This is a genomic window from Paraburkholderia sediminicola, assembly GCF_046030555.1.
Taxonomy (GTDB): Bacteria; Pseudomonadota; Gammaproteobacteria; order Burkholderiales; family Burkholderiaceae; genus Paraburkholderia; species Paraburkholderia sediminicola_E.
The window spans coordinates 250059-269313 of sequence record NZ_JAQQCH010000009.1 but is presented as its reverse complement, the minus strand read 5'-3'; the positions used below and the strand labels follow the sequence as shown (position 1 = coordinate 269313).

General features: G+C 59.4%; 19 protein-coding genes. 10 read left to right on the top strand and 9 right to left on the bottom strand.

Going from position 1 to position 19255, the window contains the following annotated elements; all coding sequences use genetic code 11:
• Nucleotides 1–896, bottom strand: an 896-nt coding sequence (locus tag PQQ52_RS15785; protein ID WP_408212802.1) for a CPBP family glutamic-type intramembrane protease, incomplete at its 3' end; no start/stop codon positions are given.
• Nucleotides 897–1272: 376 nt separating this feature from the next.
• Nucleotides 1273–1914, bottom strand: a complete 642-nt coding sequence (locus tag PQQ52_RS15780) for a P-loop nucleotide/nucleoside kinase family protein (protein ID WP_408212799.1) — start codon at nucleotides 1912–1914, stop codon at nucleotides 1273–1275.
• 300 nt (nucleotides 1915–2214) lie between these two features.
• On the opposite strand from PQQ52_RS15780, the gene PQQ52_RS15775 reads away from it, so the two are divergent.
• The 3 genes from PQQ52_RS15775 to PQQ52_RS15765 all read left to right on the top strand — a co-directional run bounded on the left by PQQ52_RS15775 (nucleotide 2215) and on the right by PQQ52_RS15765 (nucleotide 4382).
• Nucleotides 2215–3072, top strand: a complete 858-nt coding sequence (locus tag PQQ52_RS15775) for an MBL fold metallo-hydrolase (RefSeq protein ID WP_408212797.1) — start codon at nucleotides 2215–2217, stop codon at nucleotides 3070–3072.
• An 88-nt stretch (nucleotides 3073–3160) separates the two neighbouring features.
• Nucleotides 3161–3562, top strand: coding sequence for a nuclear transport factor 2 family protein (locus PQQ52_RS15770; protein WP_408212794.1), 402 nt, complete (start codon nucleotides 3161–3163; stop codon nucleotides 3560–3562).
• Nucleotide 3563: 1 nt separating this feature from the next.
• Entirely contained in the window at nucleotides 3564–4382 is an 819-nt protein-coding gene (locus tag PQQ52_RS15765; RefSeq protein ID WP_408212791.1) for an alpha/beta fold hydrolase, read from the top strand.
• 388 nt (nucleotides 4383–4770) lie between these two features.
• On the opposite strand, the gene PQQ52_RS15760 is transcribed toward PQQ52_RS15765, so the two are convergent.
• The 3 genes from PQQ52_RS15760 to PQQ52_RS15750 form a co-directional block, all read right to left on the bottom strand.
• Nucleotides 4771–5622: a carbohydrate ABC transporter permease gene (locus PQQ52_RS15760; RefSeq protein ID WP_408212789.1), complete on the bottom strand. Its 852-nt coding sequence runs from the start codon at nucleotides 5620–5622 to the stop codon at nucleotides 4771–4773.
• Entirely contained in the window at nucleotides 5619–6509 is an 891-nt protein-coding gene (locus PQQ52_RS15755; RefSeq protein ID WP_408212787.1) for a carbohydrate ABC transporter permease, read from the bottom strand. Before PQQ52_RS15755 ends, PQQ52_RS15760 begins: the two co-directional genes overlap by 4 nt.
• Before the next feature lie 143 nt (nucleotides 6510–6652).
• A complete protein-coding gene (locus PQQ52_RS15750; RefSeq protein ID WP_408212784.1) occupies nucleotides 6653–7885 on the bottom strand; it encodes an ABC transporter substrate-binding protein in 1233 nt (410 codons plus the stop codon).
• A gap of 335 nt (nucleotides 7886–8220) precedes the next feature.
• On the opposite strand from PQQ52_RS15750, the gene PQQ52_RS15745 reads away from it, so the two are divergent.
• The 3 genes from PQQ52_RS15745 (at nucleotide 8221) to PQQ52_RS15735 (ending at nucleotide 11143) form a co-directional block, all read left to right on the top strand.
• Entirely contained in the window at nucleotides 8221–8994 is a 774-nt protein-coding gene (locus tag PQQ52_RS15745) for an SDR family oxidoreductase (protein WP_408212782.1), read from the top strand.
• Nucleotides 8995–9090: 96 nt separating this feature from the next.
• The gene (locus tag PQQ52_RS15740) at nucleotides 9091–10173 is read left to right on the top strand and encodes an ABC transporter ATP-binding protein (RefSeq protein WP_408212779.1); all 1083 of its coding nucleotides are present in this window, start codon (nucleotides 9091–9093) and stop codon (nucleotides 10171–10173) included.
• 106 nt (nucleotides 10174–10279) lie between these two features.
• A complete protein-coding gene (locus tag PQQ52_RS15735) occupies nucleotides 10280–11143 on the top strand; it encodes a MurR/RpiR family transcriptional regulator (RefSeq protein ID WP_408212777.1) in 864 nt (287 codons plus the stop codon).
• 46 nt (nucleotides 11144–11189) lie between these two features.
• Here the strand turns inward: PQQ52_RS15735 and PQQ52_RS15730 are convergent, their stop codons facing one another.
• From PQQ52_RS15730 to PQQ52_RS15720, 3 genes are all read right to left on the bottom strand, one after another.
• The gene (locus PQQ52_RS15730) at nucleotides 11190–12221 is read right to left on the bottom strand and encodes a MerR family transcriptional regulator (protein WP_408212774.1); all 1032 of its coding nucleotides are present in this window, start codon (nucleotides 12219–12221) and stop codon (nucleotides 11190–11192) included.
• A gap of 82 nt (nucleotides 12222–12303) precedes the next feature.
• The gene (locus PQQ52_RS15725; protein ID WP_408212771.1) at nucleotides 12304–13134 is read right to left on the bottom strand and encodes an IclR family transcriptional regulator; all 831 of its coding nucleotides are present in this window, start codon (nucleotides 13132–13134) and stop codon (nucleotides 12304–12306) included.
• The gene (locus PQQ52_RS15720) at nucleotides 13131–13988 is read right to left on the bottom strand and encodes an IclR family transcriptional regulator (RefSeq protein WP_408212768.1); all 858 of its coding nucleotides are present in this window, start codon (nucleotides 13986–13988) and stop codon (nucleotides 13131–13133) included. Before PQQ52_RS15720 ends, PQQ52_RS15725 begins: the two co-directional genes overlap by 4 nt.
• Nucleotides 13989–14265: 277 nt before the next feature.
• On the opposite strand from PQQ52_RS15720, the gene PQQ52_RS15715 reads away from it, so the two are divergent.
• The 4 genes from PQQ52_RS15715 (at nucleotide 14266) to PQQ52_RS15700 (ending at nucleotide 18276) form a co-directional block, all read left to right on the top strand.
• Complete coding sequence (locus PQQ52_RS15715; RefSeq protein ID WP_408212765.1) at nucleotides 14266–15225, top strand: MBL fold metallo-hydrolase; 960 nt, start codon at nucleotides 14266–14268, stop codon at nucleotides 15223–15225.
• Nucleotides 15226–15287: 62 nt separating this feature from the next.
• A complete protein-coding gene (locus PQQ52_RS15710) occupies nucleotides 15288–16997 on the top strand; it encodes an FAD-dependent oxidoreductase (protein WP_408212762.1) in 1710 nt (569 codons plus the stop codon).
• Nucleotides 16998–17126: 129 nt separating this feature from the next.
• Nucleotides 17127–17363, top strand: a complete 237-nt coding sequence (locus tag PQQ52_RS15705; RefSeq protein ID WP_408212760.1) for a DUF2783 domain-containing protein — start codon at nucleotides 17127–17129, stop codon at nucleotides 17361–17363.
• Between the two features lie 214 nt (nucleotides 17364–17577).
• Nucleotides 17578–18276: a 4'-phosphopantetheinyl transferase family protein gene (locus PQQ52_RS15700; RefSeq protein ID WP_408212757.1), complete on the top strand. Its 699-nt coding sequence runs from the start codon at nucleotides 17578–17580 to the stop codon at nucleotides 18274–18276.
• A 125-nt stretch (nucleotides 18277–18401) separates the two neighbouring features.
• Here the strand turns inward: PQQ52_RS15700 and PQQ52_RS15695 are convergent, their stop codons facing one another.
• On the bottom strand, nucleotides 18402–19253 hold the full coding sequence (locus PQQ52_RS15695) for a 4'-phosphopantetheinyl transferase family protein (RefSeq protein WP_408212754.1): 852 nt from the start codon (nucleotides 19251–19253) through the stop codon (nucleotides 18402–18404).
• Between the last annotated feature and the right edge of the window lie 2 nt (nucleotides 19254–19255).

The window sequence follows — 19255 nt, the reverse complement described above, 5'->3', positions numbered from 1 at the left end:
CCTTTAATCAGTGCGAAAACAATTATGTTCAGTACCAGTACCAGTACCAGTACCAGTACCAGTACCAGTACCGAGTGATTCATGTAAAACGCATTCGGGAAATTCACGTGCGGATGCGCGGACACAAAAAACGTTGGTATCAGCATTGCAACGCACGTGTTTAGCATCGTGTGAGCACCAACAGCCAATTCCAGACGTTGATCGCGCAGGCTCAACACCGAAAAACCGATAGAATTAAAGAACATTACCGCCTTGACGGGCAAGTCGTACTGCGTGTGATAGATCGCAAACGAAACGGCCACGATTATCACGACAGCAGCCGGAACGCGAATATATTGCCCAAGGGTCTGCGTCAGCCATCCACGAAAAAACTGCTCCTCACCAAACGCGAGCACACCTATTGCGGCAGGGCCGGCAAAGAGGCTGAAAATCGAACCGAACCCGAAAACGTGTGGGTTCAAATTAAATCCCCCAAGCGGCGGTTGCCACGTGCCGTAACGCGCCCAGAAATAAACCGAACCCGCAATGACCGATACCGCGAACGCAGGCAGGAAAAGCGCCATGCCGAGCAGGACACGCGGAATGTTGAATTTCAGCCCGGCAGAAACGATAGACAAATACGGGCGGCGTAGAATAAATCGACACGCAAGCCAGAATCCAGCGATACCGCCGATTCCAGCGGCACCAGTGAACGAAGATTCAAGCTCATTGATGACGTTGAAATTTTTGTAAAACGCTGACTGAACGTTCCCAGGTGAAAACGCCAGAATACCGAGCGCGCTAATGGTGTCGATAAAGATGATAAGCAACAGCGTCAACGCGATAGCCGATAAACTGGTTCGTCCTAGCTTGGCCAGATCGATAAAGGCTCGTGCAGAATCATTGATGTTTTTCATACATAGCGCTCTTCGGAAACAGCAGTTTCGTATTGGACAGGCGTTCGCCCGCAGGCGTAAACCATCCGTTCGTATCGTGCAAAACGAGATACACCAGCGCGACAGGCAGAGCGATTTTTATCAAATCAAAGGCGATTAAGTCTGGAAACGCACGTGCGGAATCGTCTATAGGTTTGCACCTTCGAGCATAGCTTGCAGACGTTCTATGTCATTCGATGATCGGCGGTCGATCCGACGTAGCGTGCGTATGTACAGGGTCTTAGCGGTTCAGGCGGCAATGTGCGTAACGATTGTAGACGACCTGCCCGTCGAAGTCGATTGACCGCTCCTGGCCGAACGTCGCCTCATGCAATCAGCATGTCCGGCATGCATTGCGCTAAACGATTCGATTCCTTGGACGAGCCAACGACAGTCGTTGCATGATTCCTTCGACGGCCTGCTCAACCGAAAACTTTGCGGTGTCGACGACGTGGTGCGCGGATTCCCATGGGTCGTATTGACGTTCAAGCACGCTCTGCCATGTCGGCAGCTGAAAATCGGGGGTATCGGATTTTCGCCCCTCGACCCTATGCCGGTGCACTGCAGCATCCGAACAAACCAACTCGATCTCGAAAATCTGCACACCTGCGTCGAACGCCACATTTCTCCAGGCGCTACGGGTAATTTGCAACGAATTGACCGAGTCCGCGACGACAGTCGACCCAAGCCGCAAGTTATCGCCGGCAACCGCATATGCGGCCAGATATCCGGCAGCCCCAATATCGGCATGACCGCTTTCGCACGCCTTGATTGCCTGTTCCAATGTATCTATGCGCAGATAAACGGCAGCGAGCTTGCGTGCGAGCGTTTGCGCTACTGTTGTCTTCCCGGTACCCGGTAATCCGCCGAAGGCGATCAACACTTTCAATGCTCCCTGATCAGTAGACGCAGTCAGATTGTTATCGATCCACGTCATGAGGTCGACTGTCTCTTTCTGGCCGGAAGTACGCGTTCGCACAAACCGCCAGAAAGCTGCCATTGAAAATTCCAACATCATCACGGAGGCACCTTCATCGAACTGGTGCTATCGGCCACAAGCGGTCCCTCGAAATCCACACACGAATGACCGATCATGAAAGGCCAACCGTCCTTCGTTGAATGGCGCTTTCTGCAGCTATGTAGTGACTGCTGTACAGAATTCCGCAGGAGTTTTCTGACGGCCGGGTGACAAATTTCCGACTGCTTCCCATCTGCCGAAAAGCGCTCGCTTTCTCGGTAAGCCGTTGATATTCTTCCCTCAAGCAACTGGTCATTTCCTGCTACCGCATGGAGTGCTCTCATGAGCGCAGCAAAGGGTGCCTTGGAATATTCGGTATTCGTCACCAAGCGGGCGGGTGTCAACCGGGAGTTGCCATCAGGCTTCGAGTCCCTGGCCTGGGTGCCCAATTCTTCGACGCTCATCTACGGTGAGCGGGATGCCGTACTGGTCGATACCTTCCTCACAGCCGAAGCCTCGCAGGCCTTGGCGGATTGGGTCGCGACCAGCGGCAAAAACCTGACTACGATCTATGTGACGCATGGTCATGCCGATCATTTCTTCGGCATCGGTCTCCTCCAGCAACGCTTCCCACAGGCCCGGGCGGTGGCAAGGCCGGACATCATAGAACACATGCGCCGTGAGATCGATCCGGCCCACTTTAAAAGCTACTGGGTTCCCCGCTTTCCCGGCCAGCTTCCTCAACAAATCTCGCTGCCTGAATCGCTTGAAGGGGACTCCCTTGACCTGGAGGGGCACGAACTGATCCAGGTCGACACCGGCTACACTGATACGGCCCTGTCCACCGCTCTACACGTGCCATCAATCAGCCTGGTTGTGTCCGGGGACGTTGCCTATAACGGTGTCCACCCCTTTATGGCGGAGGGCGATCCGCAGAGTTGGCTCCAATGGATCGCGGCTCTCGACAAGCTCGAAACTCTGAAACCTCGCGCCGTGGTCGCCGGCCACAAGCGCCCCGAACTCGACGACCATCCACGGATCATCGAGGAAACGCGCAACTATTTTCAGGACTTCATGCGCCTCAACCAGGAGACGACGACCGCGCGCGAACTTTTCGATCGGATGATGGGGCTCCATGGGGATCGCGCCAATCCGGGCTCGCTATGGGGCGGAGCCACGGCCGCCAAGGTATCCCGATGATCGGTCGGTCGTCTTCGACAATCGAGGAGATTGCCTCGCACCTGGTAATCACTCGCTTGTAATTGCAAGCTATCCAAGGAGATTTGCCATGTCAGATTCGCCGAACGTTTCGCTGGTTCGTCGCTTATATGAAGCCCAGGGCGACCCTGCGGTTATACAGGAGGTGATGTCCAAAGATATTCACTACGATATCTCAGTCGGATTTCCTCACGGAGGAAAGTACGACGGCTTGGATAGCGTCCTAAAGGACTTCTTCGGCCCACTGTTTCAGCACTTCGAAACCTTCGGAGTAGATCCCAGCAGCGTCGAATACATCGAAATAGGCGATCGCGTCATCGCCTTGGGGAATTATGCAGGTCGGACCAAAGACGGAAGACAGGTGATCGCACGTCTTACGCACGTATGGACGATCAAGGATGGGAAGTTGGCCTCCTTCTGGCAAGTTGGCGACACCGCCCAGTTTGTCAAAGCGATCGGTTGGGTCGAATGAGATGACAATACAGCGCGCGACTCTCGATGGGGCCGAGATCGAATATGAAGTCCAGGGGAATGGCGAACCGGTATTACTGATTCACGGCAGCCTGCTCGCGGATAGCTGCCGACCACTATTGACCGAGCCAGACCTCACCCGCCAATTTCAGATCATCCATTACCATCGGCGCGGCTATGCTGGCAGCAGCCGAGTCCAAGCCGCGCGGACGATGAACGATTGGGCCCGCGATGCCGATATCTTGCTCCAGCATCTCGAGATTGCGGATGCCCATGTGGTTGGCCAATCCTATGGTGGAGCAATTGCGCTGCAATTGACACTCGATAGGCCCGAAAGAGTGCGGAGCCTCGCTCTGCTTGAGCCGCCACTGCAAAGCTGGGTTCCATCCGGCCCAGGATTCTGGACATGGCTGGATTCCGCGGTACAGGTCTATACGAGCGGCGACAAGACAGGTGTGACGCAGACCATGCTGGAAGGGTTGATGGGACCGAATTTTCGGGACATCATCAGCCGGGTTTTACCGCCGGGGGCATTCGAGCAAGCCATTGTCGATTGCGACACCTTCTTCCAGTTTGAGGCACAGACTCTGCGCCAATGGCAAATTTCGCCACAGGAAGTCGGTGGCATTCGAGTGCCGGTACTCTCGATGCTCGGCACCGACACGATGCCAGTATTCCGCGAAGTGCACCAGTTGATCAAACAGTGGCACCCTGCTGCGGCGGAGGCGACCGTTCCCCGCGGAACACACATGCTGCCCATCGTGAATCCCACCAGTGTCGCGGCGAACCTGGCCGCGTTCTTTTCGGGCCTCGGACGCTAACGCATCTGCAGCACGACTGTCGGGGGTGTTACAAGAGCTGTGGTATTCGTTGGCCCAATCCCTCCGCCTGTCCACGAGCGCCCGCTTTGTGGTTGCTCAGCGGACATTCGCTTGTGAGCGGGGCAGGCGGCTCAGGGTCGAAAGTACGCATTCATTGGTGCTATACCTGCCTTTCGCGGTTGCCGCTGTCGAACGACCGCTGTGCTGCCGTGAGCGGGCATGCCAGCGTCGACATGCGAGCGGCGGCAATGGCCGAATATCAGCCGTTTGCAAACCTCGAATGGAACTACGTGACAAGCTATGTCACGGATAACACACGACGGCGAAGCTGGTTCGCAAGAATGGTTTCGCGGCGGGCAGGCCAACCCCGGCCGCGCCCCCCAAAGACCTACTTCACCGCCCCCAACGCCAACCCCTTCACCAAGAACCGCTGCAACCACGCAAACACAATAGAAACCGGCAACGTCGCGCATAGAGTCGCGGCCATTACCAGATGCCACTCCACAACATACTTCCCAGCCACCATATCCGTAACCTGCACGGTCAAAGTCTTATTCTCCGGCGACCGAATCAACGTATAAACAACCGCAAACTCATTCCAGGCATTAATAAAAGTAAAGATCGCCGTAACAACAATCGCAGGCACAGCCAACGGCAAGAAAACCTTAAAAACCGCCCGAGTCCGCCCACACCCCTCCAACCAAGCCGCCTCTTCCAAATCCCTCGGCACAGTCTGAAAGTAAGAAGACAACATCCAAACAGCAAACGCGATATTGAACGCCGCATAAGAAACGATGACCCCGATCTTGGAGTCAACCAGATTCCCATCCCCATAAGGAATCATCGCTGCAAGCCGGAACAACCCAACCACCAGCAGAATCGGCGACAACATCTGCGTCACCAGCAGAAACTGTGAATACAACCCTTTCCCACGAAACGGAAACCTCGCCAACGCATAAGCCGCCGGCAAGCTCACCGCTAACGCCAACGCAGTCGACAAGAAACTAATCACACAGCTATTCCTCAACGCCACCCCAAAATTAGCCGCAACCCACATGTCCGAAAAATTGCTCCACTGCCAATGCACCGGCAACCACCTCGCCGGATAAACAAAGATCTCCGTAGCCGGCTTCAAAGCAGTAAACAACATCACCGCAAACGGAAACAGCACAGCCACAACCAGCGGCGACAGCGCCAACCAGCACCACAACGAGCGCTTCATCTTGACGCTAAGACTCATGACGCCTCTCCTTCTTTCGCGGGCTGCAGGCGCAGATAGGCGATCGAGAAAACGAACAGCATGACGAGCATGATCAGCGACACCGCCGCGGCCTGGCCGGGACGTCCCAGCCTGAAGCCAAGCTCATAGAGATACGTAACGAGAATGTGCGTGCCGTTATCCGGCCCGCCTTGGGTCATCACCCAGATGATCGGGAAAGAATTGAACACATAGATCACGTTCAACAGAATCGTCATGTTGATGAACGGCCGCAAGAGCGGCATCGTCAGCTTGCGAAACTGCTGCCACGCACTGGCGCCATCCATCCGCGCCGCTTCATAAATGTCGCCCGGCACCGACGACAACCCGCCCAGCAGAATCGTCACCGTAAAGGGAATCGACACCAGAATGCCAACCGCGATTTCCACGGGAAATGCGAGCTCCGGCGTCGCAAGCCAATGTATCTGACCGTGGATCAACCCAAGCCGCTCCAACGTGACGTTGACCATGCCGTAGTCATCGTTGAAGGCCCAGCGCCACACCACGGCGGTCATCGTCAGCGAGACGGACCACGGCAGCATCACAATCGTGCGCGCCACGCCGCGTCCATAGAAATCCTGATTCAGAATCAGTGCAACCGGCACGGAAATCAGCACCGTGCCGCCCACCACGCACACGGTCCAGACAACCGTTCGTCTGGCTGCGGCAAGAAAGTTTGGGTCGGTGAAAACCGTAACGAAATTCTGCAGACCGCTGAAATCGCGGATCGCGCCGAAGCGCGAGACCTCGTGCAGCGATTGCCACACGATGTTGAAAATCGGATAGCTGATGATGAAAAGCGCCAACACCAGACTCGGCGCAATCAGCAACCAGGGCGCCTGGAGGCGCGAAGAAGCGGAACGGCTCATGCGTGCTCGATCGTAAGACGCGTCCATGTTAAAGAATGGGCGCGACGGGATGGGCCGGATAGTGCATTAGGACCGAAACGCGCGCTGCCTTCACAACGGCGGCGCGCGTTCCGTGTTCAACATCGTGCTACGAGACTACGCAATCACTTACCGAGCGACTTGTTCGCTTGATCCGCCGCGGCATTCAACGCATCAGCAGGCTTCGCCTTGCCCAGGTAGACCGATTGCATTGCATCGGTCACGGCCTTCGCGGTGTCTTCCCAACCGGTCACGGTCGGCGCGAAGTGAGCCGTCGGCAGCAGCGCGACGAAAGCTTTGGTATCCGGATCGTTGAACGCCGGATCGGTCGCTTCAGCCTTGGTGGTCGGCAGGAAGCCTTCAGTCTTCGTGAACTCGACGCGCGGTTCCTTCGTGAACAGATAGTCGAGGAACTTCCAGGCCGATTTCTTCACCTTCGAGTTCTTGAACATCACGATCGAGTCGGTGACGGCATACGTGGCATGCGTCGTACCCATCGGGATCGGATCGATACCGTACTTCAGATTCGGCGCTTCCTTCTTGATCTGCTTGGACAGGAAAGGTGCCGAAATCACCATCGCAACGCGGCCTTGCTTGAAGAGGTTTTGCACGTCTTCACGGCTATAGCCGGTCACGCCAGGTTGTGTCAGACCCTGGTCGATCATCGTCTTGTATAGCGTGGCCGCCTTGATGCCGGCCGGCGAATTGAACGCCGCCTTGCCATCCTTGCCGACCACGTCGCCGCCGTTAGTCCACAGCGCGTAGTAATAGTAGACGTCGGTTTCGATTTCCTTGCCTTGCAGACCGAAGCCGGCAATGCCCTGCGCCTTCAGTTTCTTCGACGCGTCGATCACGTCATTCCACGTCTTCGGACCGTCGGGATAGCCGACCTTCGCGAGCAGATCCTTGTTGTAGTAGAGCGCGCGTGCCGAAGCCGCGATCGGCAGGCCGTACACCTTGCCGTTGATTTCACCTGGCGCGAGGAACGGGCCGATGAAGCGGCTCTTGAAGCTCGCGTCCATGTACCCGTCGAGCGGCTCAGCCACGTCGTCCTTCACGAAGTCGAGCAGCCAGCGCGTGCCGACGATCGCGAGATCGGCGTTGGCGTTACCGGTAATGTCCGTCTGCAGTTTCTGTTGCAGCGTGTCCCAACTTACGTCTTCGATCTTGATCGTCGTGCCGGGATTGGCCTTCTCGAAGTTACGGGCCATTTTTTCGAAGTACGGCGCGGTCGCATCGCTGTAATGCGCGACCGTTACGCGGACCGTGTCGGCGTGAGCCGCGACGGCGATACCTGCAAACGCGAGCGCCACGGCAACTTTGCCTAGCGCGAGGGAAGCACGGGCATGCAACGACATTTCTCTCTCTCCTGTGTCGATCGGAGTTAGTGCACCGCACTTTCTCCGGTCCCATCCAACGAGGGTGGGGGGTGGTCTGCTGCCGTCGCCGGCCGCTTTGGGTTAAATTGTTTGAAAAAATCCTACATGACGCAAAATAGCTTGTCACGTAGGGTCTGCCATATTTCTTCTCGGCAAGTTTTGTGCATAAGATGCTGTAAAGCAGGGGTATTCTGCATAACGCAAAGTCACGGATACCCAATCTTCGGGATGACTAGACAACTACGCAGCGTCAGGTTTGTAGGAAATTTACACGCTAGACCGGCGCTGAACGGGGTTGAGGAGCGAGGGCGGACATGAATCGTGTGGTGTTGGTAACGGGCGCTTGCGGCGGTATCGGCAGCGTGTTGTGCAAGCGTTTCGTGGAGCAGGGCGATACCGTGCTGGCGCTCGATATCGACGCGGTTGCGCTGAGCGGATTGACGGTGCGGTTAGGCGAGACACATATCACGCCGATCGCGGTCGACCTTGGCAATGCTGCCGCAGTGCAGCATGCCGTGGCCGAAGCGGTGAAGACCCGCGGCCCGGTGGACGTGCTGGTCGCCAACGCGGGTGCCGCCAAAGGTCTGACGCTCGCCACGACCGACGCCGCCAGTTGGCAACGCGACATCCATTTGAATCTGAACGGCACGTATCACACGGTGGAAGCAGTGCGCGCGTCGATGATCGAGCGGCAGAAGGGCGCGCTGGTGCTGATCGGCTCGGTGAACGGCATGGCCGCGCTCGGGCATCCGGCGTATAGCGCGGCGAAGGCGGGCCTCATCAGCTACACCAAAGCGCTGGCGATCGAACTGGGCCGTTACGGCATTCGCGCGAACATTGTCTGCCCGGGCACGGTGAAGACGCAGGCGTGGCAGGCGCGCGTCGACAAGAATCCGCAGGTCTTCGAGGATCTGAAGAAGTGGTACCCGTTGCGTGACTTCGCGACGCCCGACGACATTGCCGATGCGGTGCTGTTCCTTGCATCGCCAATGGCTCGCGTGATTACCGGCGTCGCATTGCCGGTTGACGGTGGGCTGATGGCCGGCAACCGTTTGATGGCGGAAGAGCTGACGCTTGAATCGCTTTGAATCGTTTTGAACTGCTTTGACCGGATAGCGCAACGTGTTCTTTGCCCGATGAAACAGGGCAGCACGTTCGCATGACAGCACGACGATGAGGACAGCATGGCAGCAGTGCAACTGAGCGGCATCTTCAAACGCTATGGCGACACGCAAGTGGTGCACGGCATCGATCTCGACATCGACGACGGCGAGTTCGTCGTGCTGGTCGGGCCATCGGGTTGCGGCAAGAGCACGCTGATGCGCATGGTGGCGGGGCTCGAAGAAATCAGCGGCGGCGATCTGATGATCGGCGGCACGCGCGCGAATACGCTTGCGCCGCAGCAGCGCAATATCTCGATGGTGTTCCAGAGCTACGCGCTCTATCCGCATCTGTCGGTCTACGAAAACATCGCGTTTGGGCCGCGGATTCGCAAGGAATCGTCGGCGAGTTTCAAGCCGCGGATCGAAGCCGCCGCGAAGATGCTGAACCTCGGCGGTTATCTGGATCGCTTGCCGCGTGCGCTGTCGGGTGGTCAACGTCAGCGGGTGGCAATGGGCCGCGCCGTAGTGCGCGAGCCGTCGCTGTTTCTGTTCGACGAACCGCTGTCCAATCTCGACGCCAAATTGCGCGTGCAGATGCGCACCGAAATCAAGGCGTTGCATCAGCGCCTGAAGAATACGGTGATCTACGTCACGCACGATCAGATCGAGGCGATGACAATGGCGGATCGCATCGTGGTGATGAACGCGGGGCGGATCGAGCAGGTTGGCCGTCCGCTCGACCTGTACGACCGTCCCGCGAATCTGTTCGTCGCGAGCTTCCTCGGTTCGCCGTCCATGAATTTCGCTGAAGGCGTGTTGGCGAATCGCACGGATGGACAGGGCTTCGCGCTGAAACTCGCGGACGGTGGCGAGATCGTGCTGGAGGGTACGCCCGCTTCCGCCGTTGTCGGCGCCAAGGTCACGCTCGGCGTGCGTCCCGAGCACATTGAAACAATGACCGACAGGCCGGACGCCACCATGGAAGTCGAAGTGGTCGAGCCGACCGGCGCTGAGACTCACTTGTACGGGAAAATAGGGGGCAGCACGTGGTGCGTGACGACTCGCCAGCGCTCGAAAGTCGAGCCCGGTCAGCGCGTCACGCTGCGCCTGCCGGCCGAGCATATTCATCTGTTCGATACGGAGAGTGGACGCAGGCTGGTCTGAACCGCGTGTTGCCGCGCTTGAGGCTGATTCGAGCTGATTTAAGCTGATTCAAGCCAACTGAAGCTGCGACGCGACGCGGATTCATCTAACCCTTAAGGAACACCGGGTGTCCGCACCGAACTTGATCCCCCACATCCGCGGCGCGCTGGCCAATTTGCGGCCCGCCGAGCGCAAAGTTGCCGAGATGGTGCTGAGCGACGTCGACTTTGCGATGCGCGCGAGCATCACCGAACTCGCGCAGCGCGCGGACGTGTCCGAGCCTTCGGTCACGCGCTTCTGTCGCGCGATTGGTGCGCACGGTCTGCGCGACTTCAAGATGCAATTGGCGCAGAGCGTGGCGGGTGGGGTGCCGTATGCATCGACGGCGGTTTCGCGTGATGACGATGTTCAGACGCTGATGGACAAGGTGGGTGAGGCTGCTATCGATGGGATTACGCATGCGTGTGGTGCGTTGGACCCGGCGGTGTTTGAGAGTGCGATTGCGGCGTTGTCGAGCGCGGGGCGGGTTTTCTTCTTTGGCGTTGGGTCGGGGTCAGGACTTGTTGCGCAAGATGCGGCTTTAAGGTTTTTGCGGCTGGATATAGCGGCTACTGCGTTTACCGATGGTCATTTGCAACGGCTTTACGCGGGGCTCATGGAGCCGGGTGACGTGGCGTTTGCGATTTCGCATTCGGGCCGCAGCGTCGAAGTGAACGAAAGCATTCAGATCGCCAAGGAGCGTGGCGCAACTACGATCGCGTTGACGAATGTCGGCTCGCGGTTGGCGTGGCTGGTCGATATTCCGCTGCTGTTGCGCGTGCCGAGTCCGATCGATCCGAATACGCCAGGCGTGTCGCGGCTCGTGCATCTGTGCATCATGGACGCGCTGGCGATCGGCGTCGCGTTGAAGGCACGGCCCAATACACTCGAAAAAATGCGGAATGCGAAGGCGCGGTTGTCGTCGCATGAGCCGGAGGCGGCGGGGGATTGACGGACGTGTGACGGAATCCCGGAGCCGCCCAACGGCAAGTGAACAATCACGCAACCTGAGGACGCCAGGCGATCATGCCGGCCGTCCGTGCTCGAACTTCCGGCGAGGCTAAGCAGGTCGCAACGGCCTCGTATCCCGGCGATCCCGAATAAGGTGCGACGCGAGTGGGCGGACTGTGATTGGCCGGGCAAAGGATAATGGACTCGTCGGGGCCGATTGCCGCCAGATCCAGAATCGCTGAAGAGCGCGTCATCAGAAACAAGGGGCGCCCACCAAGCCTGGCGCGTTGGCGAAGATGGGCAATCAATGCTTCCTGCGTCGCCTGATCCAGCCCTTGCTCTACCATGTCGACGACCGCGACGTCTGGCCCTTCAGCCTCCAAACCGACGAGCAGCGCGGAGAGCGCTTCTGATTCCGCTGCGCCTTCATCAATGAGCCACGCCAGTGTCTGATCGACTCGCGATTTGAGCGCCGCATCGGCTTCAAGGCGGGCGGCGGCATTTCCATCTTTTATCCGCTCAAGGCCCAGGAATGCGGCATTCGGTAGATTCTCAGCCAGGCATTTCGCCAGCCGTGTCTTGCCGCTTCCCAACGGACCGATGATGTAGTTCAGCGGCCGGATCTCGCGAAGTTCGAATCGTTCGCCACCCCAAGGCCAGGGGAGATCAAAAGCTGTGGCGGATTCTGAGGAAGGCTTGAGCAGACGTGCCAGCTCTCCTTCGGCGGGCGCCTGACCTCGGGCCAGATCGGCCCGAAGCCCCCTGACCTTAGCTATCGTATCCACGAGTTGCCGAATTCCAGCTTCAAGCGTCGCCTCGTGGGCAGCCAACGCGGGTTCCAGACTCCGCGGGTCGCCTTTCAACACTTGGGCTACCTGCGCGAGGCTAAGGCCAAGCGCACGCAGGGCCGCGATCTCCGCAGCGCGATTCATCTCGTCGGGACCATAGGTGCGATACCCGGAGACTGTGCGGGCCGGCGTCACCAGGCCTCGCTGCTCGTAGAGTCGCAGGGCCTTGGCCGAGACGCCGAGCCGTCTCGCTGCTTCGGAAGCACTTAAAAATGGAGTGGAACAACGCATGAGTTACCTCTTCGTTTGCTGATCACTCACATCATGGAGTTGGCCCTTGGGGCCGAGTCAATCGGATAGTTGCAGCACGGCTTCAAGACGCCGCCGCCATCCACCCAAACCGCCGTGACAACCTCAGCGTTGCCGCGCGTAAAGTCTGCGCGGGGCCACCCGTCAGCTCGCTATCAAAGCTCCCGCTCGGCCCCATCAGCGCGAGCACCAGACAGATGCTGCCGGTATGGTCCAGCACCGGCGCGGCCAGGGTGTCGATGCCTGGCACGGGCCGGCTCAACGCGGTATCGATACCTTCCGCGCGGATTTGCGCGAGCCGCTGCGCGTAGGCCTTTGTCTCCCCCGCCTCAGCCCCCGCCAGCCGCAAGTGATCCTGCGCCAGCAGACCGTGACGTACATCGTCCGCGACATGCGCGGCAAACACCCGCCCGATTGCTGTATTCACCAGCGACATCACCGTGCCGACCCGCAAGCTCACATGCAGCGGCCGCGCCGATTCTTCCAGGCGCACGACGGTCGGCCCAAGCGGCCCGAGCACCGCCATCGCCACACTCATCCCCGTCGACGCCGCCAGTTCGACCACTTCCGGCTCCGCCTCCCGCGTCGGCGACAAACGCTGCAAGCCGATCAATCCAAGCTCAAGCGCTAAAGGCCCGGCTTCGAAACAACCGGAAGCGTCGCGATTGAGCAGACCAATTTTCAGCAGACTCACCAGATGCGGAAACGCCTTGGCCGGCGGCATACCCGCAGCCGCTGCAAGGTCGCGCAAGCTCAACGGCCGCGCAGCCGCAACCAGCGCGCCAAGCAATTCGCCGGTGCTATCGAGTGACTGGATGCCGCGCTGCGGCTTTGCATCGGCAGAAGTGGCGGAAGCGCTGGAGCCAATATAAGAGGTGTCGAGAGAGTCGGTCACGATGCAGAAGAAGCTAACAGGGAGGGCGTTGCCGCAAGTTCGGCGCTGATGTCATGAGCCGCAGCAAGGAGCGCGCGAGCCGTCAGACCATCAGCGGTGACGTCGATCGCGCCGGTCGAGCCGATCACCGTCAACGCGAGGCACAAGTGGCCGTCGGCATCGAGTACCGGTGCGCTCAAACTACTGATGCCCGGACTCGGCGCATCGACGCTGCATTCCAACCGGCGTACGCGGATGGCATCTAAAGCCGCTTCGAACGCGACGCTTTCGTCGGGCGGCGTCATCGCACGACTTGCAGCGCCCGACTGATTCGCCCACATCCCATCCAACGCTTCGCGCGGCAGGTAAGCGCAGAACACACGACCGGTCGACGTGGCCGGCAGCGACATCACCGTGCCCACATGCAGATTCACATGCAGCGGAAAGCCGGCATGCTCATAGCGGACGATGGTCGGCCCTTGCGGCCCGGCAATACAGATCGCGACGCTGAATCCGATCGCCTCAGCCAACGCCGCCACCCGCGGCACGGCGGCGCGAAACGCCGGCTGATTCTCCAGGTGCATCAACCCAAGCCGCAACGACAGCGGCCCGGGTTCATAGCGGCCTGACAGTTCGTCCCGTTTGATCAGACCTAACCGGCTCAGGCTCACCAGATAAGCATGCGCTTGCCCCGGCGCGATCTGCGCGGCGCTGGCGAGATCGGACAACGCGAGCGGGCTGCGCGCCTGCGCGAGCGCCAGCAACACGCGGCCGCCCACTTCGACGCTCTGAATCCCGCGCTGCGTCTTGCCGCTATCCCCGGTCTCGCTGCCGCCCGCGCCTTTGCCGGTGGCCGGTTTCGCTGCTTTGCTCACACCTGCGCCCGTCCGTAAAAAGGGTCCATATTAGCCGAAGCCCTGCGCGAAAACCCGCGCCTCTTCCTCCTCATCTTAGGCGCTCCGATATTTGTGTATAGCGATACATTTCGCTATTGACAAATAAACTGGCCCGGCCATAAGATGCATTCACCCCGACATACCGGTGCAGTCACAGAGTTAAAACGGGGCGAGACAACCTCCAATACAGTCAGCCCGCGCATCTGAACGCGCAGCCGGCGTCTCGCCTCACATCCAACTTTTGAGGGAGACAAGCATGGCAAAGGCATTCGCATCCCAGGCCGACCTGGAAGTCAAGAAAGTCACGTGGACCAAGTTGTCCGAGAACGCCTACGCATACACCGCTGAAGGCGATCCGAACTCGGGCGTGATCATCGGCGACGACGGCGTGCTGATCGTCGACACCACTGCCACGCCGGCCATGGCGCAAGACCTCATCGCGAAGATTCGCAGCGTGACCGACAAGCCGATTAAATACGTCGTGCTGTCGCACTACCACGCGGTGCGCGTGCTCGGCGCGTCAGCGTATTTCGAAGAAGGCGCGCAACAGGTGATCGCGAGCCGTGGCACGTACGAGATGATCGTCGAGCGCGGCGAAGCGGACATGAAGTCGGAAATCGAACGCTTTCCGCGTCTTTTCGCCGGTGTCGAAACCGTGCCGGGCCTGACATGGCCGACGCTCGTGTTCGAAAAAGAAATGACGCTGTTCCTCGGCAAGCTCGAAGTGCGTATTGCCCATCTGGGCGCGGGTCATACGAAGGGCGACACGGTGGTGTGGCTGCCGTCGCAGAAGGTGCTGTTCTCCGGCGACCTGGTCGAATACGACGCCGCCTGCTATTGCGGCGATGCGCAGCTTGAACAATGGCCCGCCACGCTTGAAGCACTGCGCGCGCTGAAGGCCGACAAGCTGGTGCCGGGTCGCGGTCCTGCATTGACCACGCCGGAAGACGTCAACAAGGGCCTCGATTACACGAAAGACTTCGTCACCACGCTGCTGCAACAAGGCCGCGAAGCTGTTGAACAGAAGCTCGATCTGAAGGCCGCGATGGCGCATACGCGCAAGGCCATGGACCCGAAGTTCGGCCACGTGTTTATTTACGAGCACTGCCTGCCGTTCGACGTCTCACGTGCCTTCGACGAAGCGAGCGGTATTACGCATCCGCGCATCTGGACCGCGCAGCGCGACAAGGAAATGTGGACCGCTTTGCAAGCCTGATCGATAACCGCATAGAAACGCCGGAAAGCGTCAAGCAGAGCAGAGAAGGACGGAGACACAAGATGAGCATCAACTACCAGGCGCTGTCGTTCGACTATCAGCCTTGCCGCGAACAAAGCGGGCAAAGCGGTGCGGATCAGGCAGCCTATCCCGTGATCGTGGTCGGCGCGGGGCCCGTGGGCCTTGCTACCGCGATCGATATCGCGCAGCAGGGCGTACCGGTCGTCCTGGTGGACGACGATTGTTCGTTGTCCACCGGTTCGCGGGCGATCTGCTTCTCGAAACGCTCGCTCGATATTTTCGACCGGCTCGGCTGCGGGCAGCGCATGGTGGACAAGGGCATCAGCTGGAATGTCGGCAAGGTGTTCCTGAAAGATGAGCTGGTGTACACGTTCAATCTGCAGCCGGAAGCGGGTCACAACCGGCCCGCGTTCATCAACCTGCAGCAGTACTACGTCGAAGGCTTTCTGCTCGAACGCGCACAGGAGATGCCGAATCTCGAGATCCGCTGGAAGAGCAAGGTGGTCGGCGTGCAGCAGAGCGGCACGCCTGGCACCGCCCAAGCCAGCGTGACGCTGACCGTCGATACGCCTGACGGTCAGTACGCGTTGTGTGGCCGCTATGTGGTGGCCGCCGACGGCTCGCGCAGTCCGATGCGTAATCTGATGGGACTCGACAGCCACGGCGTCACGTTCAAAGACCGCTTCCTGATCGCCGACGTGAAGATGGAAGCGGAGTTTCCGACCGAGCGCTGGTTCTGGTTCGACCCGCCGTTCCATCCGAATCAATCGGTGCTATTGCATCGTCAGCCGGACAACGTGTGGCGGATCGATTTCCAGTTGGGTTGGGACGCGGATCCGGTACTGGAAAAAACGCCGGAACGGGTGATTCCGCGCGTGCAGGCATTGCTCGGTGCGGATGCGAAGTTTGAGCTGGAATGGGTCAGCGTCTATACGTTTTCGTGTTTGCGCATGGATCGTTTCCGGCACGGCAACGTGTTGTTCGCGGGCGATTCCGCGCATGGCGTGTCGCCGTTCGGCGCGCGTGGCGCGAATAGCGGCGTGCAGGACGCGGAAAACCTCGCCTGGAAGCTGGCGATGGTGCTCGAAGGCAAAGCGTCCGACGCGTTGCTCGACACATATGCGAGCGAGCGAGAATTCGCCGCCGACGAAAACATCCGCAACTCCACGCGCTCGACCGATTTCATCACGCCGAAGAGCCCGGTTAGCCGCGTGTTCCGCGATGCCGTGCTGAAGCTCTCGCGTCAGCATCCGTTCGCGCGGCAGTTGACGAATAGCGGCCGTTTGTCAGTGCCGGCGGTGTTGCGTGATTCTCCGCTGAATACATCGGACAGCGATAGCTTCGAAGGTTTGATGGTGCCGGGCGCATCGTGCGTCGATGCGCCGGTTCGTTCAGCCGGGCAAGCGGCATGGCTGTTACAGCAACTCGGCCAGCAGTTCACGGGCGTGTTGTTTTGCGGCTTGCACGGTATCGATCAGGCGACGCAAGCTGCGTTGGATGCATTGCGCAGTGGTCCGATTCCGCTGAAGCTCGTTGTGGTGACGAGTGGCGAGGTGCAGGTTGCTGTGGCTTCGGGTGCGAATGTGGTGCACGACGTCGATGGTCTTGCCGCCGCTCGTTACGACGGCAAACCGGGTACGTTCTATTTGATTCGCCCGGACCAGCATGTCTGTGCGCGTCGACGGCAACTCGACGTGAGTTTTGTGGAAGGTGCATTGAAGCGCGCGTTGTGCGTGGAAGGGACGGCCTGAAGACAGGCAAACGCAGCGAAGCGGGCAGGGGCCGAAAACGCGGTGAACGCGACAAGTGCGCGATATGCGGCGCGCGCAGCCCGGCCGGCAAACACAGCACATCGGTAAAAGAAAAAGCAGGAGACAGTCATGGCATTGAACACGCAACCCAACCTCGCCCGCCCCGACGATTTCTACGAGGCGTTGATCGACATGCATCGCGATCTGGACGATGCGCAGAGTCAGTCGGCCAATGCGCAACTGATCCTGTTGCTGGCCAACCATATCGGCGATCACGCGACGCTGCTCGAAGCGATGCAGCACTCGCGTGAAGGCGTGACCGATGTTTCGGAGCAGGGTGCACAGGCGCATCCGCTGGCCGCCTGAATACGCGTCACTACACGCAGATCATGCTGCTGCGGAGCATTGCATGTCGGCATGATGCGGGTGTCGAAGCCCACGCAGGTCTACGTGCTGCGTTGCTGTTCGGCGTGTCGATGGAAGCGACACGTATCTAACGATCGGACCGGCTCGGACGTCATATCGGGTAGAGTCGCGCATATCCCTTTGCCACTGCGCGTCTAACGTCCGAACCTTCACGATGTATTCGATCGAACCTGTTCCATTACCGCATGCAGGCCCGTCCGATATTTTCCTGTGGCGGGTCGATTTCGTTTTTGACGCGTCGCTGGACAATGCTGCCTTCGTGCCACTCAGCGATGAAGAACGCACGAGAGCCGGCAACTTTCGCCGCCACGAAGACGCGCTTCGTTTCGCATCTGTACGCGTCGCGCTGCGCGAACAACTCGCGCGGTATCTCGGCATTGCGGCACACGCCGTCCGCTTCACGAGCGATGCAAACCGTCGTCCTCATCTCGCCGATTCCAACGCGCTCGACTTCAACGTATCGCACGCGGGCGCATATGGGCTCATCGCCATGTCGCCTGAACGGCGTGTCGGCGTCGATATCGAACATCACAGCGACAAGTTCGATTGGCGTTCTATCGCGGCATTGACGCTCGATCCAAGCGAAGCGGCGTGGATTGAGCGCCTGGACGTAGAGCAGCAGCTCGCCGCGTTTTACGACGCATGGGTCGCCAAAGAAGCGCTCGTCAAGACGACAGGTGTGGGCATCACGCGCGGCTTGCAGCATCTGACGGTGTTGCCACGTGACAGCGTCGAAGTGATGCTGCGTAATCAGATTCCAGAAGACATGAATGAGATTGCTGCGCGCTGGATCGCGGCGCCGGAAGGCTATTCCGCATGCGTGGCGTGGTCGACGAAAACGTTCGCTCGATAGAACACGCGTCTTCCTTTCACCCAATCATCCACACGCACCACACGCACCACACGCACCACACGCACCACACGCACCACACACACCACACACACCATACGCTCCATGCGAAGCTGCAGCACACGACGCTACGTGCTCGATTCACCAAACACGCAAGTCTTCGGCCACCCAAACGCATACACGTGCGTGACCGGCTGCGAGAGTGCAACCGCCGCACGAATCTTGCCCGACATCGGCAGATCGAGCACATGCCAACAGCCATGCTCCGTGAGATCGAACATGCAGGCTGCGGCATCGCCCGACAGCAGATCCAGATCAATATCGACGGGCGCATAGCGCAACGCATTGCACAAACTGCCGTAACGCGCGCGTTGGCGTGAACCTTCCGGAGTGTCGTCGGGAGCGGCGACCGGCGGGGGTACCACCACGCTCAGACCGAGCGTTGCCGGCGCAATGCCAATGACGATCCAGATACCGCCGTACGCGATATCGATCGTGATACCGCGACCGTCGTGCGGATGACGCGCGTGCAGTTTTTCGTTGCCGTCGTCCTGCAAGTCGACCACACGCGGCTCGCAGTCGAACAGATTCGCGACGATCCAGCGCGTCACCACGCGTGCGCTGACAAAGCGTTTGCGTAACGCCGAGTTCGGATGAAGCCGTGCGCGTTCGCGCTCGACCTTCGACAGCCATGCCTCGCCTTCCTGCACCGGCACGGGTAGCCATTCGCAACGGAACCGCCACAGATGCAATTCACCCGCGCGTGGCGCGGCGATGCTGCGCGGATAGTGGCGCGTCAGTGGACGCGAGACAAATTCTGGCGCGGCCGCACTGACGAGAGCTGGCACAGTTCGAGCAGCCTGATCGGCTTGCAAGGCATTTGCGTTATGGGCGGCCTGTGAGTGCGCCTGTGACTGCGCCTGCGGGTCGATGCTGCCACGCACACGCGACGGCGCGAGATAAGCGAGTTCCAAGGGCATAC

Coding starts and splice junctions, on each gene's coding strand:
- PQQ52_RS15780 (WP_408212799.1), bottom strand. CDS start 1,914: ATGGCAGCTTTCTGGCGGTTTGTGCGAACGCGTACTTCCGGCCAGAAA.
- PQQ52_RS15775 (WP_408212797.1), top strand. CDS start 2,215: ATGAGCGCAGCAAAGGGTGCCTTGGAATATTCGGTATTCGTCACCAAG.
- PQQ52_RS15770 (WP_408212794.1), top strand. CDS start 3,161: ATGTCAGATTCGCCGAACGTTTCGCTGGTTCGTCGCTTATATGAAGCC.
- PQQ52_RS15765 (WP_408212791.1), top strand. CDS start 3,564: ATGACAATACAGCGCGCGACTCTCGATGGGGCCGAGATCGAATATGAA.
- PQQ52_RS15760 (WP_408212789.1), bottom strand. CDS start 5,622: ATGAGTCTTAGCGTCAAGATGAAGCGCTCGTTGTGGTGCTGGTTGGCG.
- PQQ52_RS15755 (WP_408212787.1), bottom strand. CDS start 6,509: ATGAGCCGTTCCGCTTCTTCGCGCCTCCAGGCGCCCTGGTTGCTGATT.
- PQQ52_RS15750 (WP_408212784.1), bottom strand. CDS start 7,885: ATGTCGTTGCATGCCCGTGCTTCCCTCGCGCTAGGCAAAGTTGCCGTG.
- PQQ52_RS15745 (WP_408212782.1), top strand. CDS start 8,221: ATGAATCGTGTGGTGTTGGTAACGGGCGCTTGCGGCGGTATCGGCAGC.
- PQQ52_RS15740 (WP_408212779.1), top strand. CDS start 9,091: ATGGCAGCAGTGCAACTGAGCGGCATCTTCAAACGCTATGGCGACACG.
- PQQ52_RS15730 (WP_408212774.1), bottom strand. CDS start 12,221: ATGCGTTGTTCCACTCCATTTTTAAGTGCTTCCGAAGCAGCGAGACGG.
- PQQ52_RS15715 (WP_408212765.1), top strand. CDS start 14,266: ATGGCAAAGGCATTCGCATCCCAGGCCGACCTGGAAGTCAAGAAAGTC.
- PQQ52_RS15710 (WP_408212762.1), top strand. CDS start 15,288: ATGAGCATCAACTACCAGGCGCTGTCGTTCGACTATCAGCCTTGCCGC.
- PQQ52_RS15705 (WP_408212760.1), top strand. CDS start 17,127: ATGGCATTGAACACGCAACCCAACCTCGCCCGCCCCGACGATTTCTAC.
- PQQ52_RS15700 (WP_408212757.1), top strand. CDS start 17,578: ATGTATTCGATCGAACCTGTTCCATTACCGCATGCAGGCCCGTCCGAT.
- PQQ52_RS15695 (WP_408212754.1), bottom strand. CDS start 19,253: ATGCCCTTGGAACTCGCTTATCTCGCGCCGTCGCGTGTGCGTGGCAGC.